General features: G+C 73.5%; 7 protein-coding genes. All 7 read left to right on the top strand.

Annotation, left to right across the window (positions count from 1 at the left end; translation table 11 throughout):
• The first annotated feature begins 155 nt into the window (after window positions 1–155).
• On the top strand, window positions 156–1,811 hold the full coding sequence (locus J7E88_RS32215; RefSeq protein ID WP_215187001.1) for a condensation domain-containing protein: 1,656 nt from the start codon (window positions 156–158) through the stop codon (window positions 1,809–1,811).
• Window positions 1,811–2,467, top strand: coding sequence for a 4'-phosphopantetheinyl transferase superfamily protein (locus J7E88_RS32210; protein WP_215187000.1), 657 nt, complete (start codon window positions 1,811–1,813; stop codon window positions 2,465–2,467). Before J7E88_RS32215 ends, J7E88_RS32210 begins: the two co-directional genes overlap by 1 nt.
• 39 nt (window positions 2,468–2,506) lie before the next feature.
• Window positions 2,507–3,568, top strand: a complete 1,062-nt coding sequence (locus J7E88_RS32205; protein WP_215186999.1) for a winged helix DNA-binding domain-containing protein — start codon at window positions 2,507–2,509, stop codon at window positions 3,566–3,568.
• A gap of 90 nt (window positions 3,569–3,658) precedes the next feature.
• Entirely contained in the window at window positions 3,659–4,957 is a 1,299-nt protein-coding gene (locus J7E88_RS32200) for an MFS transporter (protein ID WP_215186998.1), read from the top strand.
• A gap of 795 nt (window positions 4,958–5,752) precedes the next feature.
• Window positions 5,753–9,904: a non-ribosomal peptide synthetase gene (locus tag J7E88_RS32195; protein ID WP_215186997.1), complete on the top strand. Its 4,152-nt coding sequence runs from the start codon at window positions 5,753–5,755 to the stop codon at window positions 9,902–9,904.
• Window positions 9,897–13,256: a non-ribosomal peptide synthetase gene (locus J7E88_RS32190; RefSeq protein WP_215186996.1), complete on the top strand. Its 3,360-nt coding sequence runs from the start codon at window positions 9,897–9,899 to the stop codon at window positions 13,254–13,256. Before J7E88_RS32195 ends, J7E88_RS32190 begins: the two co-directional genes overlap by 8 nt.
• Window positions 13,256–14,677, top strand: coding sequence for a condensation domain-containing protein (locus J7E88_RS32185; RefSeq protein WP_215186995.1), 1,422 nt, complete (start codon window positions 13,256–13,258; stop codon window positions 14,675–14,677). The genes J7E88_RS32190 and J7E88_RS32185 overlap by 1 nt, the downstream gene beginning before the upstream one ends.
• Window positions 14,678–14,691 lie beyond the last annotated feature (14 nt).

Below are 14,691 nucleotides of genomic sequence, written 5' to 3'. Positions count from 1 at the left end.
TCGAAGCCACCCACCGGACAGCAACCGTCAACGGCCCCCGCCCGGGCGAGCCACGGCCCGGGTCAGGCGCCGGCCCCGTGGAAGCCACCCACCGGGCAGCAACCGTCAACGGCCCCCGCCCGGGCGAGCCACGGCCCGGGTCTGACGCCGGCCCCGTGGAAGCCACCCACCGGGCAGCAACGGTCAACGGCCCCCGCCCGGGCGAGCCACGGCCCGGGTCAGGCGCCGAACTGGCGCCGCTGGAGCTGACGTTCCGCGACTATGTGCTGGCCGTCGGCAACTCGCTGCGCGACAGCGAGCTCTACCGCCGCTCCGAGTGGTACTGGCGGGACCGGCTCGCCACCCTGCCGCCCGCCCCGCAGCTCCCCGAACGGCCCGCGGACGCCCCCGAGCTGCCCGTCCGCTTCGAACGGCTCAGCCATGTCGTGCCCGCCGAGCTGTGGAACCGTATCCAGGAGCGGGCCGGCGACCGCAAGGTCACCCCCTCCGGCGTGCTCGCCGCCGCCTACGCCGAAGTCCTCGGCAGCGCCTCCGGGCAGGCCCGCTTCACCATCAACTTCCCCCTCTTCAACCGGCTGCCGCTGCACCCGCAGGTCAACTCCCTGCTCGCCGACACCACGACCACCCTGCTGCTCGCCGTCGAGCAGCAGGACACCACCTTCACCGGACGCGCCCAGGCCTTGCAGCGCCGCCTGTGGGCGGACCTGGAGCACCGCTACTTCAGCGGCGTCCAGGTCCTGCGTGAACTCACCAAGTTGCGCGGTTCCCTCGCGCCCGCGATGCCCGTGGTGATGACCAGCCTCGCCGGCCACCCGCCGCAGTACGAGGAGACCGAGCTGGGCGTGACGGTGTACGGGATCTCCCAGACCCCGCAGGTCTCACTCGACTTCCAGGTCTTCGAGAAGTCCGGCGGCCTCACCTTCAACTGGGACCACCTGCCCGCCGTTTACCCCGACGGGTTGATCGAGTCCATGTTCCAGGAGTTCGTCGCCCTGCTCGAAGCGCTCGGCGAGGAGGAGGCATGGGAGCGCTTCTCGCCGCCGCCCGGTGATCCGAGCGCCGCCGAGCGGCCGGTGGAGGAACGGGACACCGGCGACGCGTGGGAGCGCTACTGGGCCGGCATCGAACGCACCGGCCGCGGCGGCGACGTCATCTGGGACGCCGACAGCGGCGAGGAGTTCCAGTGGCTGCTCGGCCAGGCCCGCAAGCACTTCGCGGACGACCTGCCGGTCATCGACCTCGGCTGCGGAAACGGCCGCTACAGCCGCGAACTCGCCCCGCACTACCCGCGTGTGGTCGGCGTGGACGTCTCCGCCAGCGCCATCGAGCACGCCGTCCGCGAGGCACAGGCAACGGGAGCGGCGAACGTCGACTACCTTGCGGTCGACATGACCGACGCCGAGCAGGCCGCCGCTCTGGGCGAGGGGCCGTACAACATCTTCGTCCGCGGCGTCTTCCACGTCCTCGACAGCGCGGCCCGCGCCCGGCTCGCCACCGTGGCCGGCCGGCTGCTCGGCCCCGACGGGGTGCTGATCGTCCACGAGCCCGACTACTCCAGCAACTCCTTCGGCTACCTCGGCTTCGTCGGCGGCAAGCGCGGCCGGGCCGAGGACCTCGTCGGGCCGCTGGAGGCGGCCGGTGTGCGGCACTCCAACCGCTTCACCCGACCCGAACTGACCGCCGCCTTCCCGGCGGACGACTGGGAGATCCTGGAAGACGACGCGATCCAGCTGCATGCCATCGACCCGCAGTCGGACGCTGACGCGCTGCTGCTGCCGGGCTACCACGCGGTCCTGCGCCGCAGGCGCTGATGGCGGCGGTCGCACTGGCCGGGCGGACCGGCGAGGTGCTCGCCGGAGCCGGTGACGTACGGGAGCTGCTGACCCGTACGGAACGGGACCGGGCTGATGCCCTGCGGTCCGCCGCCGACCGGGACGACTTCGTCGCCGCCCACGCCCTGGTCAGGCTGTGCGCCGCCCGCCTGCTGAGGCGGCCGGCGCGGAGCCTGACCCTGGTGCAGAGCTGCGACCGGTGCGACCGGCCGCACGGACGGCCGCACCTGGCCGAGGCGCCCGGCATCGGCGTGAGCCTCACCCACACCCGCGGCTGGGTCGCGGCCGCCGCTGCCCACGGGCCGGTGGGCGTCGACCTGGAGGCCGACGACGGCCACGGCCCGATGAACTGGAACGTGGCGGAACGCGCCTGCGGCCCGGCCGAGCTCGCCGGGCTGCGGGCGCACCCGGACCCGCGGCGGGCCTTCCTCCGTCAGTGGGTGCGCAAGGAGGCACTGGTCAAGATCGGCGCGGCCGCGCTCGACGACTTGGGCCGCCTCGACCTGCCCCTGCACGGCACGGGGACGTCCTGCTGGCGGGACTGGCGGCTCACGGACTGGTCGGCGCCGGGCGTTGTCGGCTGTGCGGCGGCCCGCGAACCGGTGGCGCTGCGGACGCTGTCCGCCGGCCTGTGACGACCTGGTACCAACGATCTCGGTGAAAGACTGGGGACTGTGGAACGACGAACTGCCGACCGGCTGCTGAGAGCACGCGCACAGGCGATCGGGGGGCGGGTCCGTGAAAAGACGGTCGCCGCCGCCCTGGACCGGGTCCTCGCGGTCCAGGCCCAGGACCTCGCGGCGGCGGGCCTCGGCCTGCGCGCCCGCGTGGCGGACCTGACCGCCGACGACGTCCGGCACGCCACCGACACCGAACGCACCGTCGTGCGCGGCTGGTTCATGCGCGGCACACTGCAGCTCGTCCCGGCGGCGGACGCCCGTTGGCTGCTCGGCCTCTTCGGCCCGGTCTACCTGTCCCTCGCCGCCCGCCGGCTGCGTGAACTCGGCCTGGACGAAGCCCTGTGCGAACGGGCGGCGAAACTCATCGTGCAGGCCATCGACGGGGAAGGCCCGCTGACCCGCGCCGAACTGACCGAGCGCCTGGGCACCCTGGGCGTGGAGTCCAAGGGCCAGTCCGCCTTCCACCTGATCCGCCGGACCGCGCTGTCCGGCCTGATCTGCCACGGGCCCCAGCGCGAGGGCGAGGCCACCTTCGTCCTGCTCGACGACTGGCTGCCGGCCTCCGGACCACCGCCTTTCACGGGAGCCGCCGCCGAGAGCGAACTCGCCCGCCGTTACCGCGCGGCCCACGGCCCCGCCGACGTGGAGGACTTCGCCCACTGGTCGGGGCTTCGGGCCGCCGTGTGCAGGAAAGCCTGGGCGGCCGCGGGCGAATTCCCGCGGGAAGACGCCGATCACATCCCCGAAGGGGATGTGCGTCTGCTTCCGGCGTACGACAACTATCTCGTCGGATACCGGCGCCGGGAACTGTCCGTGCCCGCGGAGCACGAGCGCCGCGTGTGGCCCGGCGGCGGAATCATCCGCCCCACTGTGGTGGTCGACGGCTGGGCGGTGGGCACCTGGTCAGGAGGCCGCCGCGGTGCCGAGCCGCTGGTGGAGCCCTTCGCCGGCAGTGCACCGCTCGACCCCGCGGTCACCGCGGGGATCGCCCGGGAGAGCGCCGACATTGCACGCTTCTACAACGCTTCTCATACGCTCTCCATGCCCGGCCTCTGATCGCCCGGATCCGTAACCGGTGGCTAACCCGCCCGCCATACGTTCAGTGCCGTCCGACAATTCCGTCCCCAACCAGAAAAGGGCGTCGACATGGCACTCGGTCGGCATTCCGATTTCAATCGCCTGTGGTTCGGGCAGACCATCAGCAACTTCGGCGACAAGATCTCACTGCTCGCGCTACCGACCCTCGCGGTCGTCTTTCTCGACGGGGGAGCGTTCGAGGTCGGCGTCCTCGGCGCACTGCGCTTCCTCCCCTTCCTGCTCCTGGCCCCGGTCGCCGGCCTCGTCGCGGACAGGTTCTCGCGCCGCACCATCATGATCGTGGCCGACCTGGGCCGCTTCGCGGCGCTCGGGTCGATCCCGGTGGCCTTCGCGTTCGACTCCGTCACCATGACGCACGTCTACATCGCGGCCGCCCTCACCGGTGTCCTGACCACCTTCTTCGAGGTCTCGTACCAGTCGTGGCTGCCGCAGCTGATCGGCACCGAGAACCTCGTCGAGGGCAACACCAAGCTCCAGATCAGCCGCAGCGTCGCCGAGGCCGTCGGTGCCGGCGCCGGTGGCGCGCTGATCCAGGTGCTCGGCGCGGCCCGCGCGATCACCGCGGACGCGTTCACCTTCCTGGTCTCGCTGGTGGCGCTGCTGATCATCCGGCACCGTGACACCCGGGCCCGGGTGGAGGAGACGAAGGCGTCCGCCAAGGCGGAGATGAAGGAGGGCCTCAAGACCCTCTTCGGCAACCCCGTCCTGCGGGGGCTGTTCACCGCCAACGTCGTGGTCAACCTCGGTGCCGCGATGGGTGACGCGCTGCTGATCGTCTACGCGTACAAGGTGCTCGACCTGAGCCCCGGCCAGGTCGGCGCGGCGTTCGCCGTGATGTCGGTCTTCGTCATCGTCGGTGCCGTCCTGTCCGAGCAGGTCACCAAGGTGCTCACGGTCGGCCGCACGCTGGTCCTGACCGCGGTCGTGCTCGGCGTCGGCTACATCCTGGTGCCGACGGGCGGGGCGGTCGCCGGATTCGTCGGGCTGATCGTGGTCCAGGCCGTCATCGGCTTCGTGTCCCCGATGTTCGACATCCACGTCCTGAGCCTCGTCCAGGGCATCACGCCCAACGAGCAGATGGGGCGCGTCAGCGGCGCAGCCCTGTCGGCCGTCTACGGCGCCCTGTCCCTCGGCTACTTCGCCGGCGGCGCGCTGGGCGAGGCCTTCGGCCTCACCGCGGCGCTGGCCGTCGCCGGAGCGATCACCATCGTCGGTGGTCTGACCCTGTTGGGCGGCCCCGTCGCCGCCATCAAGGAGATGCCGGGCGGCGACGCCACCGCCGAGGAGGGCGCCGAAGGCGCCGGACCGGCGGAGCCCGTGGCGGACGACGCCAAGGTCGGCGCGTAGGGCGACCTGTGCGCGTCGGAGCGGGTGGCGGCCCGACCGGCACCCGCTCCGCAGCCACACCGGCGCGGCCGACAAGACCGCGGCCGCGGCCCGCGACACGGGGCCGCACCGTCGGGGTCGTGCCGGAACGGCTGCACCTCCCGCCGCACCGGCGCGGCACGCCCCGCGAGTGGCCGCGGCGTCGCGGAGCGCGGTACCTCTGGGGCCGGCGGAACTGGCCGCACGTGGCCGGGCCGCGCGGCACGGCCGCACCGCAGGGGTTGGCTGAACGGCTCTCCCTCTGGGGTGTGCGGAATCGGCCGCCTCGTGGGTCGGCCGGAGCGGTCGTACCGGCGGGGTCGGTGGGAACGGCCGCCGCTTCGGGGCTGGCGCAGACCGCCGCATCTCCGGGAGCGCGATTGGGCCGCACCTGGGTCGGCCGGAATGGTCGCACTTCGTGGGTCGGCCGGAGCGGTTGTACCGCCGGGGTCGGTGGGAACGGCCGCCGCTTCGGGGCTGGCGCAGACCGCCGCATCTCCGGGAGCGCGAATGGGCAGCACCTTCCGGGCCGCCGCTCCGTAGCCCGGCGCACCTCCGGGGTCGCCGGGAACCGGCTGCACCTTCCGGGCTGAACGTCCGCACCGCCGGGGCGGCGCGAGCGGCCCACCTGCGGCCGCCGCAGAGGCCCCACCGGGGCCGCAGGCGGTCGCGTCCCGCACGACGGGGCGTTGCCGCCACCGGTCGTCCGGGGGCGCCCCGCGTCCCACCGCAAACCTCGCCGTATCCCTCATCCTTCAGACCGCACGGAGGCACAAGGTGAGCGAGTCCCTCGCCGAACGCATAGCCGCACTTCCGAAGCACCGCCGGGCGCTGTTCCAGGCCCTCGCGGGCCTGGGCGGAGGGCGCGCCGCCGTACGGGAGGACCCCGAACCGGCACCACGGGATCCCTCCGAGGCGCCGGTGCTCTCCTTCGCCCAGCGCCGCCTGTGGTTCCTCGACCAGCTGCAGCCCGGCAGCCCCGCCTACAACGTCCCGGTCGCCACCCGCATCCGCGGCCCCCTCGACGTGCCGGCCCTGCACGGAGCCCTTCAGGACGTCGTGGACCGCCACGAGGTCCTGCGCACCGTCTACCGCGACGTGCCCGGCGCCGCGGAGGCCGAGCCCCACGTGCTGCACGGGTTCCGCCTGCCGCTGCCGGTGACCGAACTGCCGGACGGGTCCGGCGTCCGCGCCTTCTACGACGCGGACGCCGCCGCCCCCTTCGACCTCGCGGGCGCCGTACCGCTGCGTGCCTCGCTCGCCCGTATCGCCGCCGACGACCACGTCCTCGTCCTCAACCTGCACCACATCGTCACCGACGGCTGGTCCATGCGGCTGCTCTACACCGAACTCGAGCGCGCCTACGCGGCCCGCGTGGGAGCGGCCGCCGAGCCGCTGACGCACCTCGCCCTGCAGTACGCCGACTTCGCCGCCTGGCAGCGCCGCCGCATCAGCGGCAAGCGCCTGGCGGAACTCACCGCCTTCTGGCGCGAGGAGCTCAGCGGCACCGGCCCCGTCGACCTCCCCACCGACCGGCCCAGGCCGCCCGTCTTCGGCCACGCCGGAGCCTCCCGCTACTTCGACCTGCCACCCCAGCTCATCGCGCGTCTGCGGGAGTTCGGCAAGTCTGAGGGCGCGACGCTGTACATGACGATGCTGGCCGGCTTCGCCGCCACCCTGCGGCGCTGGACCGGCCAGGAGGACATCGTCGTCGGCACCTCCGTCTCCGGTCGCGACCACCCGGCCTTCAGCGAGCTCGTCGGATTCTTCGTCAACACCCTGCCGCTGCGCATCAGAACGGGCGGCGACCCGGACTTCGCCGGGCTCGTCCGCGCCACCCGGCAGACCACGCTCCAGGCGTACGCGCACCAGGAGTTGCCCTTCGACCTGATCGTCGACGCGCTCGGGCCGCCGCGCGACCCCAGCCGCCCGCCGCTGACCTCCGTGATGTTCCTGCTGGACGAGACCCCGGACACCGCGCCCGGCCTCGCCGGACTCGACACCGAGCCGATCGACTTCTCCTCCCGGGCCACCAAGTACGACCTGATGATCAGCGTCCATGACACCGGCAGCGCGGTCCGCGCCCTCGTGGAGTACCCCACCGATCTCTTCGACGCCTCGACCGTCGACCGGCTGCTCGGCCACTTCCTCACCACCCTGGAAGCCGCCGTCGCCGTGCCCGACGTGCCGATCTCAGCGCTGCCGCTGCTGACCGGGTCTGAGCGCCGTACGGCCCTGGACGACTGGAACGCCACCCGCGCGCCCTTCCCCCAGGACGCCTGCCTGCACCAGTTGTTCGAGCAGCACGTCGACCGGCGCCCCGATGCCGCCGCGATCGTCTGCGGCGGCCTCGGCGGCTGGAACGTCACCTACCGGGAGCTGGAGGAGCGGGCCAACCGCCTCGCCCACCACCTGGCGGAGGCGGGCGCCGGGCCGGACCGGACCGTTGCGCTGTGCCTGCGCCGCGGACCGGGCCTTGTCACCGCGATCCTCGCCGTCCTCAAGGCGGGTGCCGCCTACGTCCCCCTCGACCCCGAGTACCCCGCCGAGCGTCTGGGGCTGCTGCTGCGCGACGCCGCGCCGCCGATCGTGGTCTCCGACTCCGAGCTGATCGGCCGGCTCCCGCTGGGCCCCGACACGGTCCGGGTCCTGCTGGACACCGACCGGCCGGTCCTTCAGACCCTGCCCGCGACCCGGCCGGCGGTCCCCGTCACCTCCCGCGACCTGGCGTACGTCATCTTCACCTCGGGTTCCACCGGCACCCCCAAGGGCATCGCGCTGGAGCACCGCGGGGTGGTCAACAACCTGCTCGACCTCAACCGCTCCTACGGCATCGGGCCCGATGACGCGGTCCTCGCACTGTCCTCGCCGAGCTTCGACATGAGCGTGTACGAGACGCTCGGCATGCTCGCCGCCGGCGGCACCCTCGTCCTGCCCGACCCGGCCGCCGCCAAGGACCCCGCCCACTGGGCCGACCTGATCGAGCGTCACGGGGTGACCGTGTGGAACTCCGCGCCCGCTCTGCTCGGCCTCCTCCTGGACCAGCTCGAGCACGCCGGCGGCCCCGCGCTGCCGAGGCTGCGCACCGCCTTCCTCGGCGGCGACTGGATCCCCGTCACCCACCCCGACCGGCTCCGCGCCTTCGCCCCCGGGCTGGCTTTCGCCGCGCTGGGCGGCGCCACCGAGGCGTCCATCCACTCCGTGGAGTACCGCGTCGACCGGGTGGATCCGACCTGGACGAAGCTTCCGTACGGCCGGCCCATGGCCAACCAGCACACCTACATCCTCGATCCGGCCGACCGGCTGGTCCCTGTCGGTGTGCCCGGCGAACTGCACCTCGGCGGAGTCGGACTGGCCCGCGGCTACCTCAACCGGCCCGAGCTGACCGCGGAGAAGTTCGTCCGCGTCGAGCTCGAACCCGGCCGCACCGAGCGGCTCTACCGCACCGGCGACCTCGCCCGCTACCGGCCCGACGGCACCATCGAGCTCCTCGGCCGCACCGACTTCCGCATCAAGCTCAACGGGCTGCGCATCGAGCCCGGTGAGGTGGAGAGTGCCCTGCGCGACCGGCCCGGCGTCCGCGAGGCCGTCGTCGTCGCCCGCCAGGGTGCCGGCTCGGCGCGCCTGATCGGCTACGTCGTCCCCGAGGACGGGGCCGCACCCGACACGGCCGCGTTGCGCGCCGCGCTGGGCACCGTGCTGCCGCCCCACTGCGTGCCCGCCGAACTCGTGCTCCTGGACCGGCTGCCGCTCAGCCCCAACGGCAAGGTCGACCGCAAGGCCCTGCCGGAGCCGCGGACCCGACGCCCCGAGGCCGCCGCACCCGCCGGCCCCACGACCCCCGCTGCCACGGACGGCGACCCCGCCGGCCCCGTCGCCGTTGCCATCACCGACGGCGCGCCTCCCACCGCCGGCGACGCCGTCGCCCGGCGCGTCGCCGCCGTCTGGGCCGAGGTCCTGGGCCTGGAGGCCGTCGGACCCGACGACGACTTCTTCGCCCTCGGCGGCGACTCCTTCGCCGCCGTCCGCGCGGTGCGGGCCGTGGCCGACGGGATGCGGCAGGCGCACGCCCTGCGCGTGGTGGACCTGTTCAGCAACCCCACCCCGGCGGGCCTCGCCGCCCGTGTCACCGAACTCGGCGGCCCGAGCGCCGACGGGGCCACGCACCGGCTGCTGCACCGGCTTTCCCAGGGGCCCGCCGAAGGCCCCGCCGCGCTCACCCTCGTCTGCTTCCCGCACGGCGGCGGCGACGCCATCGCCTACCAGCCCCTGGCCGCCCACCTCCCGCCGCACATCCAGCTGCTGGCCGTGTCCCCGCCCGGACACGACCCGCTCGTCCCCGGGCCGATGCTCCCGGTCGGGGAATTCGCCGAACTCGCCGCCCGCGAGATCGCCCGCACCGTCACCGGACCGTTCGCCGTCTACGGCCACTGCGCCGGGGTCGTCACCGCCCTGGAGACCACCCGGGTCCTCGAACGCGACGGCCTGCGGCCGGTCGCCCTCCATCTCGCCGCCGCCCTCCCGGAGGACGACCCCGAGTACGCGCTGGAGATGGAGCGCGTCTCCAGCGACGAGGACCTCGTCGGCTACCTCACCGCCATGGACGGCTTCGACGGCGTCCTCGACGACAGCGACCTGACAGCCGTGCTGCGGATGGTCCGGCACGACATGACCGAGGCCGCCCGCTTCTTCGCCCGTACGCCCGAAGGCTATGAACGCCCCCTCCGCACTCCCCTCACCGTCATCGTCGGCGACGCCGACGACGCGACCGAGGGCTTCGAGCAGGGCCACCGCGCCTGGGGCCGCTACGCCCCCGACCTGCGGCTCGCCGTGATCCCCGGCGGCCGCCACTACTTCGCCAAGCATCTGCCCGACCGGCTTGCCGCACTGCTGGCCGACCTGCACCGCAACGGAGGAACCCATGTCTGACCTCGCCGAACGGCTCGGCCGACTGCCACAAGGGCAGCGCTCCCGGTTGCTGGGCCGGATGCGCAACCAGATGACCGCCCCCGTCGGTCACCGAGGCGAACTGAAGCGCGCCGACCACGGCCCCCGTTCCCGGGCCTCCTTCCAGCAGGAACAGATGTGGTTCGTCGACCGGCTGGGCGCGGGCAAGGCACGCAACAACATCGCCCTGGCGATACGCCTGGACGGCCCGCTCGACCGGGCCGCGCTGCACGAGGCGCTCAACGCGGTCGTCGCCCGCCACCAGGTCCTGCACAGCAAGCTCGTCGAGGTCGACGGGGTGCCCTGGCAGGAGCCCGTCCCCGGCTTCGTCCTCGGGGTGCAGACCACCGACCTCAGCGGCAGCGACGACCCCGACGGCGAACTGGCCGAACTCACCGCCTCCTGTGCGTCGGCGCCCTTCGACCTGGCCGCCGCCCCACCCGTACGGGCGCACCTCGTGCGCCTCGCGGGCGACCGCCACATCCTGCTCTGGGTGGTCCACCACGTCGTGTGGGACCCCGGCTCCACCCGTATCTTCACGGAGGAGCTCACCTCCTGCTACGCCGAAGCCGCGCAGGGCAGGCGCCCGGAGCCCGGGGAACTCGCCGTCCAGTACGCCGACTTCGCCGCCTGGCAGCGCGCCAAGCTGGAACACCCCGAGCACCGGCGGGCACTGGCCGACAAATGGCGGCAGCTGCTCGCGGGCGCCGAGGCCACCGAGGTCATGCCCGACCACCCGCGCACCCCCGAGACACGAGGCGACGGCCGCGGCCTGACGCTCACCCTGCAACAGGACCTGCTGGACCGGCTGAACGCGGTGGCCGAGAGCTCCGACACCACCGTGTTCACCACACTGCTGGCCGCCTTCAACGCAACTCTGCGGCACTGGACGCACACCGAGGACGTCGTCGTCGGCACGGCGAGCGCCTCCCGCCCGCACCCCGACCTGGAGCAGGTCATCGGCTGCTTCGTCCAGATGATCACCCTGCGCACCGAGGTCGGGGACGACCTCACCTTCCGCGAGCTGGTCTCCCGCACGGCGGGCACCGTGATGGACGCCTTCACCAACAGCGAGCTGCCCTTCGAGCAGGTCGTCGACGCCGTCCGCCCGGCGCGTGACCCCCTGCGGCACCCTCTGTTCCAGATCGAGTTCACCTCGCTTGGCCGCTGGGGAACGCAGACGAGCGAGGCCGCCGGCGTCGAGCTCGCCGTCGATCAACTGCACGACGGGGCGGCGAAGTTCGACATGAGCTTCCTGGTCGGCGAGAACGACGGCCTGGAGCTGTCGCTGGAGTACAACACTTCCCTCTACCGGCACGGCACCGCCTCCGCGCTCCTGACCGCCTTCCGGCGCGTCATCGAGCAGGTGGCCGAGAATCCCGACCTCCGCATCGGCGAGCTCAGCCTCGTCGAGGAGCCGGCCGCCTCCCGGCACGCCCGTGAGCTGTCCCGTGGCGGTCCTCTCGACGAGGCCGCCTGGACCACCACCCTCGACAGCGCCTTCCGTGAGCGTGCCACCATCCGGCCCGACGCCGTCGCCGTCCGCCAGGGCGCCACCACGCTGGACTACGCGGCCCTGGACCGCTGGTCGGAAGCCATCGCCCACCGGCTGCGCGACCGGGGCGTCCGGCACGGCGACCCGGTGGCCGTCTGCCTCGGGCGGGGCGCCCCCGCTGTCGCCGCACTGCTCGGCATCCTCAAGGCCGGCGCCCACTACGTCCCCGTGGACCCGGCCGCGCCCGCCGAGCGCACCAGGACCGTCCTCGCCGACGCCAAGGTCCGCCACGCCCTGGTCGACGACGACGCCACCGCACTGCCCGTACCGCTGGAACTCGTCACCGCGGGCACCACCGCTCCCGTGCGCGAGGTGCCGTCCCTGCCGCCGACGTCGACCCCTGCCGACCTCGCCTACGTGCTCTACACCTCGGGCAGCACCGGCACCCCCAAGGGCGTGATGATCGAGCACCGCTCGGTCACCCACTTCTCCCGCACCATCGCCAGGGCGTACGAGATCGGTGCTGCCGACCGCGTCCTGCACTTCGCCCCCTTCACCTTCGACGTCTCGGTCTTCGAGGTCTTCACCACCCTGCTCGCCGGCGGTGAACTCGTCATCGCCACCGACGACGAACGCCGTGACCCCGCCCTCCTCCAGGCCCGCATGCGCGACGACGCGGTGACCGTCGCGGAACTGCCGCCCGCGCTGCTGCCCCTGCTCGACCAGGCCGGACTGCCCTCCCTGCGGCTGGTGTCCGTCGGTGGCGAGGCGTTCCCCGGCAGGCTGGTGGCCGAATGGACCGCGGGGGAGCGCCGGTTCGTCAACGGCTACGGCCCCACCGAGGCCACCGTCGCCGTCACCCTCATGGACTGCACCGGAAGCTACGACCGCAACCCGCCCATCGGCCGCCCCATGCCCGGCCACCAGGCCTTCGTACTCGACGACCGGCTGCGGCCGGTGCCGCCCGGCGTGCCCGCCGAACTGTGCGTCGCCGGCCCCGGCGTCGCCCGCGGCTACCTCGGCAGGCCCGAGCTGACGGCCGAACGCTTCGTCACCAACCCCTACGCCGACGGGCCCGAGACCGAACGCCTCTACCGCACCGGCGACCTGGTGCGCTGGCTGCCCGGCGGCAACCTGGAGTTCCTCGGCCGCACCGACCGTCAGGTGAAACTGCGCGGACACCGCATCGAACCCGGCGAGGTCGAGGCCGTGCTCATCGGCCACCCCCGCGTCCAGCAGGCCGTCGCCCTCGCCCAGCCGGCCGCGGGCGGCGAGCGGATGCTCGCCGCGTACGTCACCGTCGAGCAGGTCGGCGCGTACGCCTTGGAGGTGGTCGACGCCGAAGTGCTGCGTGCCTACGCCGCGTCCCGGCTCCCGGGCTACATGGTGCCGGTCGTCGTCGTCCTGGACGAGCTGCCGCTCACCCGGCACGGCAAGGTCGACGTCACGGCGCTGCCGCTGCCCGTCGACCAGGTCGCCGCCGGTGGCACCGCGCCCCGGGACGAGATCGAGGAGCAGATCTGCCGGGACATCCTCACGCCGCTGCTGGAGTGGTCCAGCCCCGACGTCGAAGGCGACTTCTTCGCCCTCGGCGGCAGCTCGCTCCAGGCCACCATCGTGGTCTCCCGGGTCCGTGCCCTGTTCGGCATCGACATCGCGCTCGCCGACTTCTTCGGCCGCCCGACCGTCGCCGGGCTCGCCGACCTCGTCCGCAGTGCACAGGCGGAGGCGGCCGGTGAGCAGGACCGGCTGCTCGCGGTGTTCGACCAGATCGAGAACATGAGCGACGACGAGGCCGCCGCGCTGCTGAGGTCCCTGCAGAACCCGGACGGCCCGTGATGGCCGCCCCCTTGGAGGCAGGGGTCGACCGGGCCATCGCCGCCCTCCCGGAATCCAGGCGCGAACTGGCCCGGATGCTGCTCGCCGCCCGCCGCCCCGTCCCCGCCCGACCCGCCCCGCGCTCCGGCGCGGGGCCGGTCCCGGCCACTGCCCTGCAGGCCCGGCTGCACCGGCGTGAACAGCACATCAGGCCGGGCGCCGGCACAGGATCGCACGCCGTGCGGCTCACCGGACGCCTCGACCGGGGACGGCTGCGGGACGCGCTCACCGGCGTCGTCGCCCGCCACGAGGCGCTGCGCTCCCGGATCACCGACTCCCCGGACGGCGGCCGGCCACAGCTGAGCGTCGACCCCGAGCCGACCCTGCGGCTCACCGTCACCGACCTCACCGACCGCACGCCCGCCGTGCGGAAGGAAGCCGTACGGCAGCAGATCGCCGAGAGCGCGGAGAGCGTGCTGGACCTGGAGAGGGGTGACACCAGCCGGTTCCGGCTCCTGGCGCTCGGCCCCGAGGAGCACGTGCTGATCCTGGCTTCGCACCTCGCGCTCTTCGACGGCTGGTCCTCCGGGGTGTTCCTCACCGACCTCGCCGCCGGGTACCGGGACGGCGCGGACAGCCTTGCCCCGCCGGACCTGCAGTTCCCCGACTACGCGGACTGGCAGCAGCGCTGGCTCGCGTCCCCGGACGGCGTTGCCGAACTGGAGCTCCGGCGGGCCGCGTTCGCCGGCGTCCCGCCGGCGCAGGCCGCCCCCGGCGGGTTCGAACGGGGGCATGTGCCGGTGCGGCTGGACCGCGGGCCCGGCAGCCCCCTCGACACGGGGCTCGCCCTCGGGGCCGCACAGGGAGCCACCCCCTTCATGACGCTGCTCGCGGCCCTCGCCGTGGTGCTGGCCCGCCGCGAGGGGAGCACCGACGTCGTCGTCGGCACTCCGGCCGCGGGCCGCTTCGCCACCCAACTCGAGGGGGCGGTCGGGCAGTTCACCACCGTCGTCCCCATCATGATCGACCTGGCCCAGGACCCGTCGTTCGCGCAGCTGCTGGAACGCACCCGCGCCTCGGTCGCCGACGCGCTGAGCCACCAGCGGCTTCCCGTCGACGAGCTCTTCGCCGCCGGGACCCAGCCGTACAGCGTCCTGTTCGCCCTCCACAACTACCCGGCCGTGCCCTTCGGCCTCCCCGGAATCGAGGTGAGCCAGCAACCCGGCCCCCCTGCACGCCACCTGGAGCTCTACAGCCCCGACCCCGCCGCCACCCTCGCCTGCATCGGCCTGGTCGAACGCGACGGCGAGATCGGCGGAACAGCCGAGTTCAACCGCCGAGCCGCCGCACCCGAGGACGTGACAGCGCTGATCACCGGCGTCGAGGACGTCCTGAGGCAAGCCGCCGAGTCGCCCACCGCCCCCGGGATCACCACCCGCTAGCCCCTGGGAGTATC

The organism is Streptomyces sp. ISL-10 (genome assembly GCF_018614575.1).
Lineage (GTDB): Bacteria > Actinomycetota > Actinomycetes > Streptomycetales > Streptomycetaceae > Streptomyces.
The sequence above is the reverse complement of the archived record's forward strand: the minus strand, read 5'-3'. Positions and strand labels throughout refer to the sequence as shown.